The 21,145-nt window shown below is 38.0% G+C and carries 19 protein-coding genes and 1 tRNA gene; 19 read left to right on the top strand and 1 reads right to left on the bottom strand.

Annotated elements, in window-relative coordinates:
- Positions 1-169 precede the first annotated feature (169 nt).
- The 14 genes from glmU (at position 170) to ACN6MT_RS03735 (ending at position 14,194) form a co-directional block, all read left to right on the top strand.
- Positions 170-1,543: a bifunctional UDP-N-acetylglucosamine diphosphorylase/glucosamine-1-phosphate N-acetyltransferase GlmU gene (glmU, locus tag ACN6MT_RS03800; protein ID WP_419954823.1), complete on the top strand. Its 1,374-nt coding sequence runs from the start codon at positions 170-172 to the stop codon at positions 1,541-1,543.
- A gap of 20 nt (positions 1,544-1,563) precedes the next feature.
- The gene (locus ACN6MT_RS03795; RefSeq protein WP_419954822.1) at positions 1,564-2,520 is read left to right on the top strand and encodes a ribose-phosphate diphosphokinase; all 957 of its coding nucleotides are present in this window, start codon (positions 1,564-1,566) and stop codon (positions 2,518-2,520) included.
- A 108-nt stretch (positions 2,521-2,628) separates the two neighbouring features.
- Positions 2,629-3,264, top strand: a complete 636-nt coding sequence (locus ACN6MT_RS03790; protein WP_419954821.1) for a 50S ribosomal protein L25/general stress protein Ctc — start codon at positions 2,629-2,631, stop codon at positions 3,262-3,264.
- Between the two features lie 169 nt (positions 3,265-3,433).
- Complete coding sequence (gene pth, locus ACN6MT_RS03785) at positions 3,434-3,994, top strand: aminoacyl-tRNA hydrolase (RefSeq protein WP_419954820.1); 561 nt, start codon at positions 3,434-3,436, stop codon at positions 3,992-3,994.
- 130 nt (positions 3,995-4,124) lie between these two features.
- Entirely contained in the window at positions 4,125-4,355 is a 231-nt protein-coding gene (locus ACN6MT_RS03780; RefSeq protein WP_063254885.1) for an anti-sigma-F factor Fin family protein, read from the top strand.
- A gap of 98 nt (positions 4,356-4,453) precedes the next feature.
- Positions 4,454-7,987, top strand: coding sequence for a transcription-repair coupling factor (gene mfd, locus ACN6MT_RS03775; RefSeq protein ID WP_419954819.1), 3,534 nt, complete (start codon positions 4,454-4,456; stop codon positions 7,985-7,987).
- A gap of 191 nt (positions 7,988-8,178) precedes the next feature.
- Entirely contained in the window at positions 8,179-8,715 is a 537-nt protein-coding gene (spoVT, locus tag ACN6MT_RS03770; protein ID WP_063254883.1) for a stage V sporulation protein T, read from the top strand.
- Between the two features lie 146 nt (positions 8,716-8,861).
- Entirely contained in the window at positions 8,862-10,484 is a 1,623-nt protein-coding gene (locus tag ACN6MT_RS03765) for a putative polysaccharide biosynthesis protein (protein ID WP_419954818.1), read from the top strand.
- 6 nt (positions 10,485-10,490) lie between these two features.
- A complete protein-coding gene (mazG, locus tag ACN6MT_RS03760; RefSeq protein ID WP_419954817.1) occupies positions 10,491-11,951 on the top strand; it encodes a nucleoside triphosphate pyrophosphohydrolase in 1,461 nt (486 codons plus the stop codon).
- 15 nt (positions 11,952-11,966) lie between these two features.
- Positions 11,967-12,236, top strand: a complete 270-nt coding sequence (locus ACN6MT_RS03755; protein WP_063254880.1) for an RNA-binding S4 domain-containing protein — start codon at positions 11,967-11,969, stop codon at positions 12,234-12,236.
- Positions 12,237-12,326: 90 nt separating this feature from the next.
- A complete protein-coding gene (gene yabP, locus ACN6MT_RS03750) occupies positions 12,327-12,629 on the top strand; it encodes a sporulation protein YabP (RefSeq protein WP_063254879.1) in 303 nt (100 codons plus the stop codon).
- Positions 12,626-13,258 (top strand): spore cortex biosynthesis protein YabQ, encoded by a 633-nt coding sequence (gene yabQ, locus ACN6MT_RS03745; protein WP_419954816.1) that lies wholly within the window; start codon positions 12,626-12,628, stop codon positions 13,256-13,258. The genes yabP and yabQ overlap by 4 nt, the downstream gene beginning before the upstream one ends.
- A 13-nt stretch (positions 13,259-13,271) precedes the next feature.
- The gene (locus tag ACN6MT_RS03740; RefSeq protein WP_063254877.1) at positions 13,272-13,664 is read left to right on the top strand and encodes an FtsB family cell division protein; all 393 of its coding nucleotides are present in this window, start codon (positions 13,272-13,274) and stop codon (positions 13,662-13,664) included.
- An 86-nt stretch (positions 13,665-13,750) separates the two neighbouring features.
- Positions 13,751-14,194, top strand: a complete 444-nt coding sequence (locus tag ACN6MT_RS03735) for a S1 domain-containing RNA-binding protein (protein WP_419954815.1) — start codon at positions 13,751-13,753, stop codon at positions 14,192-14,194.
- Positions 14,195-14,350: 156 nt separating this feature from the next.
- Here the strand turns inward: ACN6MT_RS03735 and ACN6MT_RS03730 are convergent.
- A tRNA-Met gene (locus ACN6MT_RS03730) sits at positions 14,351-14,424 on the bottom strand.
- 235 nt (positions 14,425-14,659) lie between these two features.
- Between ACN6MT_RS03730 and spoIIE the strand changes: the two genes are divergently transcribed.
- The 5 genes from spoIIE to hpt all read left to right on the top strand — a co-directional run bounded on the left by spoIIE (position 14,660) and on the right by hpt (position 21,063).
- Complete coding sequence (spoIIE, locus tag ACN6MT_RS03725) at positions 14,660-17,140, top strand: stage II sporulation protein E (protein WP_419954814.1); 2,481 nt, start codon at positions 14,660-14,662, stop codon at positions 17,138-17,140.
- A gap of 95 nt (positions 17,141-17,235) precedes the next feature.
- Positions 17,236-17,973 carry a vWA domain-containing protein gene (locus ACN6MT_RS03720; protein ID WP_063254874.1) on the top strand — a complete coding sequence of 246 codons (738 nt, stop codon included), beginning with the start codon at positions 17,236-17,238 and terminating at the stop codon, positions 17,971-17,973.
- Positions 17,942-18,946 carry a protein kinase domain-containing protein gene (locus ACN6MT_RS03715; RefSeq protein ID WP_419956372.1) on the top strand — a complete coding sequence of 335 codons (1,005 nt, stop codon included), beginning with the start codon at positions 17,942-17,944 and terminating at the stop codon, positions 18,944-18,946. The genes ACN6MT_RS03720 and ACN6MT_RS03715 overlap by 32 nt, the downstream gene beginning before the upstream one ends.
- 156 nt (positions 18,947-19,102) lie before the next feature.
- On the top strand, positions 19,103-20,491 hold the full coding sequence (gene tilS / locus ACN6MT_RS03710) for a tRNA lysidine(34) synthetase TilS (protein WP_419954813.1): 1,389 nt from the start codon (positions 19,103-19,105) through the stop codon (positions 20,489-20,491).
- A gap of 26 nt (positions 20,492-20,517) precedes the next feature.
- Positions 20,518-21,063 carry a hypoxanthine phosphoribosyltransferase gene (gene hpt, locus ACN6MT_RS03705; RefSeq protein ID WP_419954812.1) on the top strand — a complete coding sequence of 182 codons (546 nt, stop codon included), beginning with the start codon at positions 20,518-20,520 and terminating at the stop codon, positions 21,061-21,063.
- The last annotated feature ends 82 nt before the right edge of the window (positions 21,064-21,145 follow it).

Raw genomic sequence — 21,145 nt, 5'->3', positions numbered from 1 at the left:
CCTCGCTAATTACGTTAATATTTTTAATGGATAAGGCTGTTTTATTAAAGATGTTATTTAAATCTTAAAGCCGATTTAACACGGAATAAGATATTTTGAACTTTAGAAAGAAGTTTACAGGCTCTTTTCTCATAAACCATGAAAAAAGGTAAAATTGGAGGACTTGAACATGCATAATCGTTATGCTGTGATTTTGGCCGCAGGACAAGGAACCCGGATGAAGTCAAAGCTATATAAAGTATTACACCCCGTATGTGGAAAGCCGATGGTTCAACATGTTGTTGATCAAGTGAAGAAACTTAATATTAAAGAATTGGTTACCGTAATTGGTCATGGAGCGGAAATGGTAAAATCTCAATTAGGGGAAGAAAGCCATTATGCCCTGCAAGATCAGCAGCTTGGAACTGCGCACGCTGTTATGCAGGCGCAACAGAACTTAGAGGGGAAGGAAGGAGTTACCATTGTAGTTTGTGGTGACACACCTCTCATCAAAGCAGAAACGATGGAGTCTTTATTTAAACATCATGAGGAGTTATCTGCAAAAGCAACAATTCTTACAGCAAAAATTGATGACCCAACAGGATATGGGCGAATTATTCGAAATGAAAATGGTTTTGTTGAAAAAATTGTTGAACATAAAGATGCAACAGAGACAGAGCGGGAAATAAATGAAATTAATACTGGTACCTATTGTTTTGATAATGCTGCATTGTTTGAAGCATTGAAGAAGGTTTCAAACGATAATGTTCAAGGTGAATTTTATCTTCCAGACGTAGTTGAAATCCTAAAAAATCAGGGAGAAGTAGTTACTGCGTTCCAAACGACTGATCTTGAAGAAACATTAGGTGTTAATGATAGAGTTGCTTTGGCTGAAGCAGAAAGAATTATGCGCAGCCGTATAAATGAAAATCATATGCGTAATGGTGTTACGATTATTGACCCCGAGAATACATACATCGAATCGGATGTTGTTATTGGCCAGGATACAATTGTTCTTCCAGGTACAATCTTAAAAGGCAGAACGGTGATTGGTTCAGATTGTCAAATCGGACCGAATTCAGAAATTGATACATGCGAAGTAGGAGATGAAACGGTAATCCGTCAATCCGCTGCTTATAATAGTTCAATTGGATCTCTTGTTAATATCGGTCCATTTGCCCATATTAGACCGGATTCCAACATTCACGATGAAGTGAAAATTGGGAACTTTGTTGAGATCAAAAAGGCAGTTTTTGGTAAAGGAAGTAAAGCTTCACATCTTAGCTATATTGGTGACGCAGAGGTTGGCAGTGATGTAAATATTGGTTGTGGATCAATAACCGTTAATTATGATGGGAAAAATAAATTTCTAACAAGGATTGAGGATGGAGTCTTTATAGGCTGTAATTCAAATCTAGTTGCGCCAGTTACTGTTGGAAAAGGTGCGTATGTGGCTGCAGGTTCAACCATTACTAAAGATGTTCCTGGTAATGCATTATCCATTGCACGTGCACAGCAGGTAAATAAAGAAAACTATGTCGATAAGCTTAATAAGAAAAAATAAGCATTAATATGGAGGGCATTATGTCGAATCAATACTTAGATCCAAACTTAAAGGTATTCAGTCTAAATTCAAACCTGCCTTTAGCGAGAGAGATTGCCAAGGTTATTGGTGTAGAATTAGGCAAAAGCTCTGTAACGAGATTTAGTGACGGAGAAATTCAAATTAATATTGAAGAGAGTATCCGCGGCTGTGATGTATATGTCATTCAATCGACTAGCTCACCTGTTAATGAGAACATCATGGAATTGTTAATCATGATTGACGCTCTGAAAAGGGCCTCTGCGAAGACAATTAATATTGTTATGCCGTACTATGGATATGCCCGTCAGGACCGTAAAGCACGTGCTCGTGAGCCGATTACCGCTAAATTAGTGGCAAACCTTCTTGAAACTGCAGGGGCAACGCGTGTTATCTGTTTAGACTTACATGCACCACAGATTCAAGGATTCTTTGAAATTCCAACTGATCACTTAATGGGTGTACCGATCTTAGCGGAATACTTCTTAAAAAGAGAGTTTAATGGCGACATCGTTATCGTTTCTCCTGACCACGGCGGAGTAACGAGAGCCCGGAAATTAGCTGAACGATTAAAAGCACCTATTGCAATTATTGACAAACGTCGTCCACGGCCAAATGTTGCAGAGGTAATGAATATTGTTGGTAATATTGAGGGGAAAATTGCGATCTTAATTGATGATATCATTGATACAGCAGGAACTATCACGCTTGCAGCAAATGCGCTGGTAGAGAACGGTGCAAAAGAAGTATATGCTTGCTGTACACACCCTGTTTTATCTGGGCCGGCAATGGATAGAATTCAAAATTCAAAAATCAAAGAATTAGTTATTACAAATTCTATCGCTATGCCAGAAGAGAAAAAGACAGATAAAATCATTCAACTATCCGTAGCGCCTTTAATGGGCGAAGCGATTATCCGTGTTCATGAAGAACAATCAGTAAGTACTTTATTTGATTAATCAACAAGACAAATTAACACAACAAATAAATTAAATGTTTAGACCTTCCTGTTTTGGGGAATTTTTATAGAGACAGTTCAGAACAAAACTAGGAAGGTGACTAAACTCATGAGTACGCTTTTACAAGCAAAGGAACGTAAGGAACTGCGGAGATCGGAGTTAAGAAGAATTCGAGAAACAGGGAATATTCCTGCTGTAATATATGGTCGGAAGCTTGAAAGTAAGCCTGTTTTTGTCAGCTCTGCGGATTTAACCAAAACAATTCGAGATGTGGGCAGAAATGGAGTCATTTCACTTGATTTAGACGGAAGTAAACAGGATGTCGTGTTAACTGACTATCAAGAGGATTTTATTAAAAGGGAAATCATTCATGTCGATTTTCTAGCCGTTGATAAATCCTCTAAGATTAACGTAACGGTAAGACTCGTTCTAACTGGAGAGGCAGCAGGAGTAAAGGATGGCGGTGTTCTCCAGCAGTCTGTTCATGAATTATCGATTACCTCTACACCAACGGAAATTCCACAGCAAATTGAAGTGGATGTAACGAACCTGCAGGTAGGTGAAACATTAAAGGTCTCCGATATCCTTTATCAAGGATCTTTTACGATTAATCATGAAGAAGATGAAGTAGTTGCCAGCATTCTCCCTCCTCGTCAAGAAGAGGAAATCAACGCAGGTGAGCAGCAAGAAGGCGGTCACCCTGATAACGAAGAAGGCAGAGAAACGGATCCAGTAGGAGAATAGAAAAGCAGCAGAGCCTAGGGGCTGCTGGACAATAGTATTCAGACGTAACCTGAAAAGGGTTACGTCTTTTGTCGCATTTATCAATAAAAAGACGTATTATTAAATGGGAGAGATAATAATGCTCCGAAAATTATTAAACAGGTGGACTGGGCCGAAAGAGAGGGTAAGAATGAAATTAATTGTTGGTTTAGGAAACCCTGGGAAACAGTTTGAAAACACGAGACACAATATTGGTTTTGAAGTCATTGATGAACTGGCAAATCAATTAGATATTCCTTTAAATCAATCAAAGTTCAAAGGATTATTTGGAATTGGTTTTCATAAAGGTGAGAAAGTAGTTTTACTCAAGCCGCTGACGTATATGAATCTCTCTGGAGAATCCATTAGAGCCATTATGGACTATTACCAGATTGAGTTAGAAGATTTTGTGGTCATTTACGATGATCTTGACTTGCCGGCAGGAAAAATCAGGCTTCGTCAAAAAGGAAGTGCTGGCGGGCATAACGGAATTAAATCAACAGTGGCACATCTTGGGACCCAAGAGTTTAACAGAATACGAATTGGGATTGATCGACCTAGAAATGGTATGAAGGTCCCTGATTATGTGTTGGGGCGTTTCAATGAAGAAGAGTTTATATTAACTAAGGAAGCTGTAAAGAAGAGTGCTGAGGCCTGTAAGGTTTGGTTAGAAAAGCCTTTTTTACAGGTAATGAATGAATTTAATCAGTAATTGTTCATGGGATAACCTTTACTTACATAAAATAAAACAATTCTTTTTTTAATGAAAGAATCGAATGAATAACTTCTCTTTTCCCCGTAAATACTATTATTAATAGTAGTAGAATAGGGAGGTTACCTGAGTGGCCATTCATTACCATTGCCGTCATTGTGGCACGAACCTAGGCTCCATTGAACAGTCATCCATACACAGCGAAGCGCTCGGTCTTCATAAATTAACAGAGCAGGAAAGACAAGAGATGGTTGCTTATGACTTGTCTGGTAATATAAACATTACAGCCATATGTGAGGATTGTCAGGAGGCATTAGAAAGAAATCCAGATTATCACCAATATGATTTCCTCATTCATTAACAGCTTTGGAAGCACTCCAAAGCATTTTTCTATTTTTTAAAATGCTAATGCTAACGTTAACTACTAAACAAAGATTCAAAGGGAGGAGGAACTAGCTTTTGAAAGGTTTAAAATCATTATTTATTGAGCAAGAAGATATTCACTCTATCATATCTGGAGTCCAAGTGGGCTTGAAGGAACAACTCATTGCTGGATTATCGGGTTCATCAAGAACAGTCTTAACTGCCGCTATTTACGAGCAGATGAAGAGACCCATTCTATTTATTACCCATAATCTCTTGCAAGCACAAAAACTCTATGATGATATTGTAAATCTATTAAGTGAGGATGAAGTTTTTCTTTTTCCAGCAAATGAATTAATAGCAGCTGAAATGAGTATTGCAAGCCCAGAGTTAAAGGCACAAAGGATTGAAGCCTTAAACCATTTTAGTAAGAAAAACAAAGGTATTATTATTGTTCCTATTGCTGGACTAAGAAAAGTCATTCCTCCAAAAAACATCTGGAAGAAGTACCAGTTGACCTATAAAGTCGGTGATGATCTCGATGTAACAGAGGTACTAACCACATTTGTTAAGATGGGTTATGCACGGGTAGATATGGTTTCGACCCCTGGTGAGTTTAGTATTAGGGGCGGGATTATTGATATTTATCCACTAACAGTGAGCAATCCGATAAGAATTGAGTTATTTGACACCGAGATTGATTCCATTCGCTATTTTTCCTTAGAAGACCAGCGTTCCATCGAAAAAACGGCTGAGGTTTTAATTGGACCTGCTACAGAGGTTCTTTTTGAGGCTGAGAATTATAGCCGGTTAATTGGTAATCTGGAAGATGGATTAGCAAAGAGCTTACGAAAATTAAAGGACGATAAAGCAAAAATTCAGCTCTCGCAGAATATTAGTTTTGAGCTCGAACAATTAAAAAATAATCATAAACCAGAACATGTATTTAAATATCTTTCACTAGCATACGATGGCGGTACTAGTTTACTAGACTATCTTCCTTCTAATGGGATGGTGTTTATTGATGAAATAAGCCGTGTCCAAGAAATGAATGAATCCTTAATAAAGGAAGAAGCAGAATGGTATACTGCCCTTCTTGGTGAAGGTCAAATTATTCATGATTTGGCTATTTCCCATGATTTATACGGGCTGCTTCATAAAAAAGAGTTTCCGATTCTTTATATGAGTTTGTTTCTTCGCCATGTTGCAAATACGAGCCCGCAAAATATTATTAATGTTTCGTGTAAGCAAATGCAGAATTTCCATGGACAAATGCACCTGCTGAAGGCAGAAGTCGACAGATGGAAAAAAGGAAATTATACGATTCTCTTTTTAGGGCCCGATGATGAAAGAGTAAAAAAATTAGAACGAGTTTTAGAAGATTATGAAATAGACGCCTCCATTGCCAAGAGCGGCCAACAGCTCTTGCCTGGAAAAGTGCAGATAATGAAAGGGAACCTGCAAACTGGATTCGAGCTATCAATTCAGAAATTAGCTGTGATCACAGAGGAAGAGCTGTTCACTAAACGTGTCAAAAAGTCTGCCAACAGGCAAAAGCTCTCAAATGCAGAAAGGATTAAGAGTTATTCTGAACTTAAAGTCGGAGATTATGTTGTCCATGTTAATCATGGTATAGGAAAGTATCTGGGGATTGAAACCTTAATCATAAACGGTGTCCATAAAGATTATCTACATATCCGTTATCATGGATCAGATAAGCTTTATGTTCCAGTTGAACAAATTGATCTTGTTCAGAAATATGTAGCTTCAGAAGGAAAAGAGCCCAAAATATATAAACTTGGCGGAAGTGATTGGAAAAAGGTTAAAAAGAAAGTTCAATCCTCCGTTCAAGACATTGCCGATGATTTAATTAAGCTTTATGCAGAACGGGAAGCAGCTGTAGGTTATGCCTTTTCTCCAGATGGAGACATGCAGAGAGAATTTGAAACGGCTTTTGCATACCAAGAAACAGAGGACCAGCTCCGGTCGATTCATGAGATTAAAAAGGACATGGAAAGACCTAGACCAATGGATCGTTTGCTTTGTGGTGATGTGGGCTATGGAAAAACAGAGGTTGCGATTCGAGCTGCTTTCAAGGCCATTGCTGATGGTAAACAAGTAGCACTACTTGTACCAACAACAATTTTAGCGCAGCAGCATTTTGAAACGATGAGGGAAAGATTCCAAGATTACCCGATCAATATTGGTCTGCTAAGCCGTTTCCGGTCTAAAAAGCAACAAACTGAAACGATAAAGGGATTAAAAGCAGGTACAGTCGATGTTGTAATTGGAACCCATCGCATCCTCTCTAAGGATATCGTGTACAGAGATTTAGGCTTATTAATCATTGATGAAGAGCAAAGATTTGGCGTAACGCACAAAGAAAAGATAAAAAGGTTAAAAACAAATATCGATGTTTTGACATTAACGGCAACACCGATACCAAGAACGCTGCATATGTCGATGCTCGGGGTGCGTGATTTATCTGTTATCGAAACACCCCCAGAGAACCGTTTTCCTGTACAAACGTATGTGATGGAATACAATGGAGCGCTTGTCAGAGAAGCTATCGAGAGGGAACTTGCACGAGACGGACAAGTTTACTTTTTATATAACAGAGTAGAAGATATTGAACGTAAGGCTGAGGAAATATCAATGCTGGTTCCGGATGCCCGAGTTACCTTCGCACATGGACAAATGTCAGAAAATGAATTGGAATCGGTCATGCTCAGCTTTTTGTCTGGTGAGTTTGATGTACTTGTCAGCACGACTATCATTGAAACAGGGGTAGATATCCCAAATGTAAACACGTTGATTGTCTATGACGCCGATCGAATGGGACTTTCACAGCTTTATCAGCTGAGAGGCCGTGTCGGAAGATCTAATCGTGTTGCGTATGCTTATTTCACCCACCGAAAAGATAAGGTATTAACAGAAGTAGCGGAAAAACGTTTACAGGCGATTAAGGAATTTACAGAGCTTGGATCTGGTTTTAAAATTGCGATGCGTGACTTATCCATTAGAGGTGCGGGAAATTTACTAGGTGCACAGCAGCACGGATTTATTGATTCAGTAGGATTTGATCTGTACTCTCAAATGCTTAAAGAAGCGATTGAGGAAAGAAAAGGTGATTTGAAAGCTGAGCAAAAAGCGACAGTTGAAATTGACTTAGAAATCGATGCTTACATCCCTGATACTTACATTAAAGATGGTCATCAAAAAATTGAAATGTATAAGCGTTTTAGAGGTGTACAAACGCTAGAAGACATTGAAGAACTTCAAGCTGAAATGCTTGATCGTTTTGGTGAATACCCTGAAGAAGTCGACTATCTATTCCAGGTAGCCGAAATGAAGGTTTATGCGCTTCTAGCGGGTGTTGAAAGCATAAAACAGACCAAACAAGAAGTAACCATTCTGGTCAATGATCGAGCAAGCAGCACCATCGATGGACAAAAGGTATTTGCAATCAGCAGTAAATATCCAAGAATGATTGGACTTGGAATGGAAGGCCAGAAACTTAAAATGACCCTTCAGATTAAAGGGACCGACACAGCATATTGGCTAAATATAACATTTGAGATGATAAAAGGGATTCAAGCTGCAAAAAAGGGTCAGGAAAACCCTGTTTAACTATGTAAATCGCCAGGATGAAATCATCCATTGGTAGGATAATTTTCCTATTTGTGAAAAAATATTACGAATGTGTATATAACTTTCCAGATGAAAGATACTAAGTTCAAAGTTGGTGATGATTCCATCTACAGGAAGGAATATCATAACCAAGTTAGTAAAATCATCAGATGAAAGTGAGGCAACATTGGATGAAAGCAACTGGAATAGTTCGTCGAATCGATGATTTGGGTCGTGTTGTCATTCCCAAAGAAATACGCAGAACACTGCGTATCCGTGAGGGGGATCCGTTAGAAATCTTTGTGGATCGAGACGGAGAAGTTATCTTAAAGAAGTATTCACCAATCAGCGAGTTAAGCGATTTTGCCAAAGAGTATGCAGAAGCCCTTTTTGACAGCCTCGGTAACCCGGTATTAATTTGTGATAGGGACAGTTACATTGCATTAGCAGGTAGTTCTAAAAAAGATTATTTAAATAAAAATATAAGTGATTTAGTTGAAAAAACAATGGAAGACCGTAATTCGGTTCTTGTAACGCAGCAAGGTGATATTGCGTTAGCCGATGGCAATGATGAAGCCATTTCATCTTATACAATTGGGCCAATCATTGCAAACGGTGATCCAATTGGAGCAGTTATTATCTATTCAAAAGAAGGAACACTTGGTGAAGTAGAGAAAAAGGCTGTTGAAACCGCTGCAGGATTTTTAGCAAGACAAATGGAGTCCTAGAACTAATATTATACTCACAAATAAAAGAGGCAGCCTTCGCTGTCTTTTTTATTTGTATCGAAATCCATTTCTAGCCCCTTACAAGGCGCTTTTGCTTTATATTATGCTATAATACAGTCGAGTTTAGGTTAGTTAGGAGATAAAAGATGAAGCATGTAAACCAATCAAAGGCGCTTTTTAGGGGGGCTTTTATTTTAGCCATTGCAGCATTAGTAACAAAAATTTTAAGTGCTGTATATCGGATTCCATTTCAAAATATTGTTCATGATGTTGGCTTTTATATATATCAGCAGGTATACCCGTTTTATGGTCTAGCTATGGTGTTAGCGACAACAGGTTTTCCAGTGGTGATTTCGAAGTTATATGCTGAACAAAAGGAAAAGGGTGACCATGAGAAAATAAGACGGCTTTTATTTGTTTCCTTTATCATTTTACAGCTATTTGGACTTATATGCTTTCTCATACTATATTTTGGTGCCAATCATATCGCCAGCTGGATGAACGATGAGAAATTAGCCATTTTACTAAAGGTTGTCTCCATTGTCTTTTTGTTATTTCCAATTACCTCTATTTTGCGAGGCTATTACCAAGGGAAGGGAGACATGGTGCCAACAGCACTATCACAGGTAGGTGAACAATTAATAAGAGTTTTCACTATTCTCTTTTCGGCATATGTTCTAACAAAGTTGGGGTACTCGTTGTATCTGGTTGGCGGCGGTGCGATGTTTGGGTCTATTACCGGAAGTATGGTATCAGCGATCATTTTGTTTACATTCCTTTGGATTCGTAAAGAATGGGAAGTAATTGCTCCCCGAAAAGGTATGCTGTTGGGACATTATCAAGAGGTTGGCATTATTTTAAAAACCCTGAGCTATCAAGGTCTTACCATCTGTATCAGTGGAATGTTGATGATTATGATACAAATGGCAGACGCATTAAACCTTTACTCTTTGCTTACAGAGAATGGATATGGTAAGGAAACAGCCAAGGGTTTAAAGGGAATATTTGACCGTGGGCAGCCATTAATTCAATTAGGGACAATTGTAGCAGCATCTATGTCCTTATCACTTGTACCGTTAATAACAAGTGCAAGGATAAAAAAGGACATTACTTTCTTACAGGATAAGATTCAGCTGGCTATTCGAATTGCTTTCGTAATTGGTATAGGGGCTTCAGTGGGCCTCTGGGCAATTATTGAACCAGCCAACATTATGTTATTTGAAAATAACTCAGGTTCATCGGTATTAGGAATACTTAGTTTTGTTATTCTCCTTAGTTCCATCATTACGACGATTATTGCCATTATGCAAGGTCTAGGATCGTTGCTATTTCCTGCAGTTACAGTTCTAGTTACTCTTCCGTTAAAATACGTTTTAAATCATTTATTCGTCCCCGCGTTTGGGACAATGGGGGCCGCTTATGCAACGATTATAACGTTAGTAGTTGCATTCTGTTTTCTTTACGTAAAATTTAAAAAAATGCAGCCGATTACGCTGCTATCGTTTCACTTCCTTCGAACCCTTTTAACAGCAGCTTTCATGATGGTGCTGCTTTTAAAAGGCTTTCTAGCCTTAACCAATATGATTACGATACCGGTTGGAACAGAGAGGATAATTGCAGCTATCCAGGCGCTAGGAGGTGCCTTTTCAGGAGGATTCCTTTTCTTGTTTTTAATCATTAGAGGAGGCGTCTTTTTGGAAAAAGAATTATCATTATTTCCTTTCGGCAGCAAATTAAGCCTTTTATTACCTAAGAAGAATAGGAGTTAGAAATACATGGGCAAAACAATTGAAATTCTCGGTTTAGGAGCAGGAGATCTTGAACAACTCCCCTTTGGCGTATACAAAAAGTTAATGAAGGCAAATCATGTTTATTTAAGAACAAAGGAACATCCTGTTATTCCAGAACTAGTTAAAGAAGGACTAGGCTTTACATCATTTGATTCCATTTATGAAAAGCATGACCAGTTTGAAGAGGTATATCAAGAGATTGTCCAGAACCTACTGGAAAAGGCAAAAACAGAGCAAGTGATTTATGCAGTACCAGGTCATCCTCTTGTCGCAGAAAAAACTGTCCAATTGCTTCTGGAGGATGGTCCAAAAGAGGATGTAGACATCATCATTGGCGGAGGTCAAAGCTTTATCGATGCCATTTTTCAATCATTAAAAATTGATCCTATAGATGGTTTTCAGCTTTTAGATGGAACCTTGCTTAAATCCAGTCAACTGCAACTGGATCAGCACATTTTTATAAGTCAGGTTTATGATCAGTTTGTCGCTTCAAATACGAAACTAACCCTAATGGAGAGACTTCCTGATGATTATGAGGTTGTTATTGTTCGTGCGGCGGGAAGCAGGAATGAACACATTGAGCGTGTTCCTTTGTATGAGTTAGACCGTAAAGTGACCCTTGATAATCTTACTTCTGTTTATGTACCTCCTGTAGAAGATGAACAAATTATGCTAAAAAATTTTTCCAAGCTGCGGGAGATTATTGCAGTATTAAGGGGCCCGAATGGGTGTCCATGGGATAAGGAGCAAACACACGAGTCACTAAAAAAGTATTTAATTGAAGAAACCTTTGAAGTAATTGAAGCCATTGATAGCGGTGATATTGATCATGTAATCGAAGAACTTGGCGATGTCTTGCTGCAGGTTATGCTTCATGCCCAAATTGGTGAAGATGATGGCTATTTTGCAATAGAAGATGTCATAGAGGTACTGTCAGAGAAAATGATTCGCAGGCATCCACATGTTTTTGGAGATGTTCAAGCAGAGGATTCTAAGGAAGTACTTCGAAACTGGCAGGAAATAAAGAAGCAGGAAAAGGGAGAAAATGAATCCTCCCTCCTTGAGGGGATATCGAAATCCATGCCGAATATAATGAGAGCTTACGAAATCCAGAAGAAAGCGGCAAAGGTTGGCTTTGATTGGCAGGAAATAACACCGGCTTTGGAGAAGGTAAAAGAAGAACTTGAGGAATTTGAGATTGAAATACACAAAAAAAATCTTATTCATGCTAAAAGGGAATTTGGGGATATCCTATTTGCTTTTGTCAATGTCGCAAGGTTTTTAGATATACATCCAGAAGAGGCATTATTTGAAACCAATCAAAAGTTTATTCGAAGATTTCAATTTATAGAAGATAGTGTAAAGAAAAGCGGAAAGTCGATTGAGGATCATTCCCTTGAGGAACTTGATCGTTTTTGGGATGAAGCAAAATCAAAAGGACTATAGAACGGGGGATCATAAATGAGATTGGATAAGTATTTAAAGGTATCAAGACTAATAAAAAGAAGAACTCTGGCAAAAGAGGTATCTGACCAAGGGAGAATTCTTATAAACGGTAAAGAAGGAAAAGCAAGTTCAACAGTAAAAGTCGGTGACGAACTCACAATCCGCCTTGGGCAAAGACTAGTTACGGCAAGAATTGACCAAATTCAAGATACCACTCGCAAGGAAGCCGCAGCTGAAATGTACACGATTATTAAAGATGAAAGAATTGGCGAATCACAGCTCTAACCGACGCTTAAAAAAGGCTTGTTCTAATTCATTTGTCCCTTACATAAAATTGTAATAAATGGTTGTACAAATGATTGTGAGGGATGAATGATGAGCCAATATTATGAAACAAACCCTGCCAAAAGCACTGTTCCAGAGCATGATGTCATCATGAGAGGACGAAAACTTCTCGATATAACAGGTGTTAAACAAGTAGAAAGCTTTGATAATGAAGAGTTTTTATTAGAAACTTCTATGGGGTTTTTAGCGATTAAGGGGCAAAACCTGCAAATGAAAAACCTCGATGTAGAGAAGGGTATTGTCTCCATTAAGGGAAAGATATTTGACTTAGTTTACTTAGATGAACAGCATGGGGAGAAAGCTAAAGGGTTCTTTAGTAAGTTGTTCCGATGACACTCTCTACTCAATTCCTTACCATGCTTTCAATGATTGGGATGGGTTCGCTTTTTGGTGTTATGTTTGATACCTATCAGCGTTTCTTAGATCGGCCTAACCGAAAGTCGTGGATTGTTTTTATTAATGACTTGTTGTTTTGGGTCATACAGGCACTAATTATCTTTTATATTCTTTTCCTAGTTAACAATGGGGAATTGCGTTTTTATATTTTTGTTGCTCTTCTTTGTGGATTTGCTGCATATCAAAGCTTATTTAAGGGAATATACCTAAAGTTACTTGAAATGATGATAAAGAGTGTAATAGCTCTTTACCAGTTTATCAGAAGGACATTCCAACTGCTTATCTATAAACCTGTCGTAGGCATCATTCAACTGCTTATTTCTATTGTGATACTTGTTGGCAGGGGGATCTTTTCCCTTGTCAAATTTATTTTAAGGGTTTTATTCTTTATTCTTAAGGTACTATGGGTGCCGATTGCGAAGATTATCCTAATACTTTGGAAACTTTTGCCGAAAAGTATTAAAAAATACGTCGAGAAGTTATATAATAAAACGGCAGGAATTTTTATGGAAATCAAGAACTATTTAGTAAAGTGGAGTAAAAAGTGGAAAAGACCAAAAGAGTAAGGAGGGATGGGAAGTGAGTTCAGTACAAGAAAAGAATATAGCCAAAATCCAATCAACTTATGTCCACCAGCAAGAAGTAGCAGAAATTGCTTCAGCTAGGAAAAGGAAATTATTATATAGAAGACTTTCCTTGTTTTTAGTATTTGCTGCTGTCTTGTCATATTTAATGATTACTAGCTTTATTTCCCAATCCTCGGCTTTAGATAAAAAAGTAGCACAAAAGAGACAACTAGAACAAGAGTTGACGCAATTAAAGAAACAACAGGAAATTTTAAAAGAAGATATCATTAAGTTAAATGATGATGATTACCTTGCTAAGCTTGCTAGAAAGGAATACTTCTTCTCTGAAAATGGTGAAATTATCTTCAATATTCCGGAAGAAAATGAAGGCAAAAAGAACCAATAACTAGTCTTATTGACACTTATTTTTCCCATTCTGTATAATATAAAGTAAGATGATTTTTTAATTTTTTAAGGAGGAAAATTCTTTTTATGTCAATCGAAGTAGGCAGCAAGTTACAAGGAAAGGTAACAGGGATTACAAATTTCGGAGCTTTTGTGGAGCTGCCTGGTGGCTCAACTGGACTCGTACACATCAGTGAAGTTGCTGACAATTATGTGAAAGATATCAATGACCATCTTAAAGTTGGTGACCAAGTAGAGGTTAAAGTCATCAATGTAGAGAAAGACGGAAAAATTGGGCTGTCCATAAAAAAGGCAAAAGATAGACCAGAAGTGCCACAAAAATCCCATTCACATTCGAACTCACATTCACAACGTCCACGTCAGGGCAGACAAAATGATCGGAATGCTCCTAAAGCAGAGACATTTGAGTCCAAAATGGCGAAGTTTTTAAAAGATAGTGAGGATCGTTTAACTTCTTTAAAACGTCACACAGAATCTAAGCGTGGCGGAAGAGGAGCTAGAAGGGGTTAACTTGTTGCTTATTTATAAAAACATATTCTGCTAATTAAGACAGGTCAGCGACTTGTCTTTTTGTTTTGTTTTCTAATAAAAAAAAGCGTCGAGATAGTCGACGCTTTTTTACTTGATTTAGCGGAAGAGTTCAACAAAACACTTTCGCTTTTCGTATAGCGGCGGAGGGGATCGAACCCCCGACCTTACGGGTATGAACCGTACGCTCTAGCCAGCTGAGCTACACCGCCAAGTATTTATGACACAAAGAATATAATACAGATGAAAACAATTTGTGTCAATTAGTTTTTTTTGATTTACTAATCATTCCGTATTCCGACATCCTTTCGATTTGTCAACATTATTTGAATAATTATAGTGGAAACCGTCGAACGAAACTTTGCATACGTTCACTAATTTGACAAAATTTTAAATCTATTAATTTTATAATAGTCTTTAACAAGAATTAGTAGAGGAGTGTGACTTATGGAAAAGCTAGAACGGAGTTTACTAGAACCGGTCGGAGAGGTTAACTTTCGATCCTCTAAATGGTCTTGGGACAGCGTTATGAAAAAGTTCCAGATAAAAGTTGAATCCTTCTTCCTTATTAAGGGTTACTTACTACTTATAGTGGGTTTCTTATTAGGGAGAGCTTTAATATTATCCACGCTTGCTCCCTTTAGTCTGCCTTTTTTCGCTGCAGTCTTCTTAATAAAAAGAGATCGGTCTCCACTGGCATTAGTAGGTTTGGTTGCGGGCGCAGCAACCGTTTCTTTAAAAAATGCAGCATTTACCTTTTTAGTTTCTATCCTTTTTCTAGTCATCTATCGGATTAGTGAGAGATGGATTAAAAATGAAATGAGAATGATTCCATTTTTTGTTGCTATCATTCTAGGGTTAGGGAAATTAGCAGAGGCCTTTATTATTGCTAGGCAGCTGACACTTTATGACGCAATGATGGTTGGTGTTCAGGCAAGTCTTTCGTTTATTCTGACGCTGATCTTCTTACAGAGCATCCCTTTATTAATCCTGAACAAGCGCAGACAATTGTTAAAAACAGAGGAAATTGTGTGCCTAATCATCATGCTTGCTTCCATCATGACCGGAACGATTGGCTGGAAAATTTACGATTTATCGCTTGAACATATTATGTCTCGCTATCTTGTTTTAGTATTTTCATTTATTGCGGGAGCAACAATAGGATCGACAGTAGGTGTCGTAACCGGGTTAATTTTTAGCCTTGCAAGTGTTTCTAGCTTTTATCATATGAGCCTGCTTGCGTTTTCTGGTGTACTAGGTGGCTTATTAAAAGAAGGGAAGAAAATAGGCGTTGCAATCGGGTTGTTTATTGCAACACTATTAATTGGAATGTATGGTCAGGAGGGTGGTGCCGGCTCTTTAACTACTACACTATTGGAGTCTGCTGCAGCAATTGTTCTTTTCCTATTAACACCGCAGTTATTTACATCCAAATTGGCCAAGTATATTCCTGGTACACCAGAATATACAACGGAACAACAAAAATACATGAGAAAAATGCGTGATGTAACGGCACAAAGAGTAGCCCAATTCTCTAGTGTTTTTCATGCACTTTCAAATAGTTTTTCGCAATTGGAAACAAAGCCTGATGATAGAGAAGAAGAACGTGAAATGGATTATTTTATGAGTCATGTAACAGAAAAAACCTGTAATACTTGCTTTAAAAAGGAGCAGTGTTGGGCGAAGAATTTTCATACCACCTATGGATATCTTGAAGAAATTATTCATGAGATGGATCAAAATGATGGAGTAGTTTCGCCTAAATTATCCCGTGAATGGGATAAGCACTGTACCCGCTCGAAAAGAGTGTATGAGGCGGTGGGCCAGGAGTTGACCTTTTATCAAGCTAACCAAAAATTAAAGAAACAGGTACAGGAAAGCAGGAAACTTGTAGCCGATCAGCTTCTTGGTGTTTCAGAGGTAATGGATAACTTTGCAAAAGAGATTCAGCGAGAAAGAGAGAATCATCATAAGCAGGAAGATCAAATATTGGAGTCTATTCAAGCATTTGGTGTTCAGGTTGAGCATGTAGAGATTTATAGTCTTGAGTCAGGAAATGTAGATATTGAAATGTCCGTTCCATTTTGTAATGGACACGGTGAGTGCGAAAAGTTAATTGCACCCATGCTATCCGATATCCTCGGAGAACAAATTATCGTAACCTCTGAGGAATGTGCTGCCTATCCTAACGGTTTCTGCCATGTAGTGTTCCAATCTTCAAAAGCCTATACCGTTGAAACAGGAATGGCCCATGCTGCAATGGATGGCGGTTTTGTTTCGGGTGACAGCTATTCAACCATGGAACTAGGATTGGGGAAATTCGCCATTGCCATCAGTGATGGAATGGGGAACGGAGAAAGGGCTCATTATGAGAGCAAAGAGACACTACAGCTTTTACAAAAAATACTACAATCAGGTATCGATGAAAAAGTCGCCATAAAGTCAGTCAATTCCATTCTATCGCTTCGAACGACAGATGAGATTTTTGCAACGTTAGACCTAGCCATGATTGATCTTCAAAACGCTTCAGCGAAATTCTTAAAGATAGGTTCAACCCCAAGTTTTATAAAAAGGGGAAATAAAGTAATCAAAATTCAAGCCAGTAATTTGCCGATAGGAATTTTAGAAGAATTTGAAGTAGATGTGGTGAGTGAGCAATTAAAAGCAGGAGATTTACTCATTATGATGAGCGATGGAATCTTTGAGGGTCCTAAGCATGTGGAAAATTATGATTTATGGATGAAACGAAAAATCCAAGAATTACAAACGGAGGACCCTCAGGAAATATCTGATTTAATATTGGAAGAGGTGATTCGTTCACGGGATAACTTGATTGGTGATGATATGACCATTGCGGTTGCAAAGATTAAGCACAATACACCTAAATGGGCGAGTATCCCTGTTACAAAGATGAAGAAACGAGCGTAATCAACTATTTTATCCGGTTAATCATATAAATATGTATAAATCCCCTCCGCAGTGTCGAAAATGGGAGTAACTCGAATAGTGGAGGGAGAATGAGTATGTATACTGGGAAAATTCGTCAGATCTTATTAATAACAGACGGCTGTTCAAATCAAGGTGAAGATCCCATTGCCATGGCTGCACTTGCAAAAGAACAAGGTATCTCTGTAAATGTCATCGGTGTAATGGAGCAAGATGTAATTGATGAAAAGGGAATGACGGAAATAGAGGGAATAGCGATGTCCGGAGGCGGAGTCAGCCAAATTGTTTATGCTCAAGCGCTCTCTCAAACTGTTCAAATGGTTACAAGGAAAGCAATGACACAGACAATCCAAGGTGTAGTAAATAGGGAGCTTCAGCAAATTCTCGGCCGTTCACAGACAATCGAAGACCTTCCTCCTGAGAAACGAGGGGAAGTAATGGAAGTAGTCGATGAACTTGGAGAAACTGTCGAATTAGAGGTGTTGATTCTTGTCGATACAAGTGCAAGTATGAAACACAAGCTTCCAACCGTTAAAGAAGCCCTGCTTGACCTTTCCCTTAGCTTAAATGCACGTACAGGTGATAATCAGTTTGCTGTTTTTGTATTTCCCGGGAAAAAGAATGATGTCGAAAAAATTCTAGATTGGACGCCAAAACTACAATCTTTGACAAGTATCTTCTCACAACTTACAACTGGGGGAATTACTCCGACGGGTCCCGCAATTCGTACGGCACTATCTTCATTTAATTCAAAACGTTCATTAAGGAGTCTCATGACCGGTGATGATGAATCATTCCTTGAAGAGTCGATGTAAAGTAGCTCCAGGCACTGTAATCACAGGGAAATGGCACTCGAATAAATATACAGTTATAAAGGAACTAGGATATGGAGCAAACGGCATTGTCTACCTTGCAAAGTTTAAAAATTCGCAAGTAGCCTTAAAGATGAGCGATAACGGTATGTCCATTACCTCAGAGGTTAATGTATTAAGGTCGTTTGCAAAGGTCCAAGGGTCTACCCTCGGACCTTCTTTGCTTGATGTGGATGACTGGAAAAGTAGCAGAGGGCAGATTTCATTTTATACGATGGAATATATTCAAGGCCCTGATTTAATGACTTTTATTCAGAATAAGGGAAGGTCGTGGACCACTGTCCTTTTTCTTCAATTATTAAATGATTTAAATAAGCTTCATGAGAACGGCTGGGTATTTGGTGATTTAAAGCCAGAAAACCTAATCGTTACCGGCCCAACACCAAAAATTAGGTGTATAGATGTTGGCGGAACAACGATTCAAGGGAGAGCGATTAAAGAATTTACTGAGTTCTATGATCGGGGATACTGGGGGTTAGGAACAAGAAAGGCAGACCCTGCTTACGATTTATTTGCTGTAGCAATGATTATGATTAATACTGCATATCCAAAACGCTTTAACAAAACAACTGGCGGGATTTCGCAGCTCAGAGAAGCCATTAGAAGACAAAAGGATTTACAAACATTGGAAAAGATTATCCTAAAAGCCCTCCAAGGACATTACACCAATGCACTTCAAATGAGAACAGAACTAATGTCATTGGCCATGAGCAGTCAAAAACCCAGCTCTGTCAATCAATCAATGGCATCGAATTCCACCATTCAACCACAAAAGGTCAATCAGACAGGAAGTCAGCCCAAAACCCGGCAGAATTACAGGAAGAAAAAGAAAAAAAGCCGCTGGGCAGAAACAGTCATCATCACAATGTCTCTTACACTTTTATACTTTTTGTATATTTTTCAAAAACTTCTTTGATTTTTGAAACTAATTGTTATTCATACCGTATTAAAGGGAAGGAAAAAAAGACCTAATCCATTAGGTCTTTGTTTTTGATACTTTTGTCATAAAAGTGGTAAGCTAGGTTTATTCAAATAAATTAATAAAGAAACTTTTTATAAGGAAGAATGTAGAATGTTAGAAGCAAAGGTAGCAGCATTGCTTAACCGACAATCATTTCAACTTGAAAATAAGAAAATGGTGGTTGGTGTTTCGGGGGGGCCAGATTCACTTGCCTTGCTTCACTATTTGTGGACACAGCAGGGAAGAAAAAACCTTTCGATTGTTGCAGCACATGTGGATCATATGTTTCGTGGACAAGAGTCGTTAGAAGATGCTCTATTCGTGAAAGATTATTGTGAGCAAAAGTGCATCCCTTTTGAAATGGCACGAATTAATGTCCCTGAAATTATTAAGGAAACAAAGAAAAATCCGCAGGTGGCATCTAGACAGGCAAGATATGAGTTTTTTGAGAAAATCATGGATAAATATGGTTGTAACTATCTAGCCCTTGGTCACCATGGAGATGATCAGGTGGAGACTATATTAATGCGCCTGACGAGAGGAAGTTCTGGCTCCGCAAGAGCCGGTATTCCGTTTATGAGACCACTTAAAAATGGATACATTTTTCGTCCTTTCTTATCCTTAACGAAGGCAGAGCTTGCGGAATACTGTCAGAAGCAAAATTTGGTCCCAAGAATAGATCCTAGTAATAAAAAAAGTATTTATAGCAGGAATCGCTTCCGAAACGAAGTTTTACCCTTTTTAAAAGCGGAAAATCAGCATGTGCATGAACATTTTCAACGGTTTAGTGAAGAACTGCAGGAGGATGAAATACTTCTTCAGGAATTAACTGTCCAAAGAATGAATAAAGTAATGAAAAAGAGAGAAAAGAATAAAATTACCATTGACATAATTCCCTTTTTGGAAATGCCAATTTCTTTACAAAGAAGAGGTATTCAACTAATATTAAACTATCTTTACAAAGTAATACCAGTGTCACTTTCTGCTTTACATATTGAGCATGTTCTATCTTTAATTCGACATCATCATCCTTCTAAAACACTTGATTTTCCCAACGGTTTAAAGGTCATTCGATCGTATTCACTACTCTCTTTCCAATTTGAAGTAAGTGAATCTGGCGCGTATTCTTTCAAAGTGACGGAACCAGGCGAGCTTGAATTACCTAATGGGGCAAGTATAAAAATGGATGTTATTGATGATAAGAAAAACATTGAAACAAAAGGAAATTATGCATTATTTCCTGCTGACCAGATTAAACTGCCCATTGAGATTCGAACAAGAAAAATGGGGGATCGCATGAACCTGAAAGGAATGTCAGGAACAAAAAAGCTAAAAGATATTTTTATCGATAGCAAAATTCCAATCCAGGATCGTGATGCATGGCCTGTAATTACTGACAAAAATGGGTGTATTCTTTGGCTTCCTGGAATAAAAAAGTCAGCTTTTGAAGGCATTAATCATTCAACAAGTCAGTATATACTACTCACATATCATAAGTAATGATTCTTCTAGGAGGCACAGTTATTATGAAACAGGATATTGAAAAGGTATTATTTTCTGAAGAAGAAATTCAGGGGAAAATCAAAGAATTAGGTGCTCAATTAACTGAAGAGTATCAGGATCGCTTTCCACTTGCAATTGGTGTCTTAAAGGGTGCAATGCCATTTATGGCTGATTTACTTAAAAGAATGGATTGCTATTTGGAAATGGATTTCATGGATGTATCGAGCTATGGGTCTGCTATGGTTTCTTCAGGAGAAGTAAAAATCCTAAAGGATTTAGATACTTCAGTTGAAGGAAGAGATATCCTGATTATTGAGGATATTATCGATAGCGGTTTGACCTTAAGCTATCTAGTTGATTTATTCCGTTACCGAAAGGCAAAGTCAATCAAAATTGTTACCTTACTTGACAAACCAACAGGAAGGAAGAGTGCAATAAAGGCAGATTATGTAGGTTTTATTGTCCCAGATGAATTTGTGGTTGGGTATGGATTAGATTATATCGAAAAATACCGAAATCTTCCATATATTGGTGTTTTAAAGCCGGAAGTATATAGCGATAATCTTTAAGTGAAAACTAAAAAGGCTATTGCAAATGTAAGTTGACAACATTGGTTTAACCCAGTTAAAAACAGTAATTTAAGAATTGGAA

Source organism: Neobacillus niacini (genome assembly GCF_048572935.1).
GTDB classification, from domain to species: Bacteria; Bacillota; Bacilli; order Bacillales; family Cytobacillaceae; genus Neobacillus; species Neobacillus niacini.
Note: the sequence above shows the minus strand (reverse complement) of the source record. Positions and strands in the feature narration are given on the sequence as shown.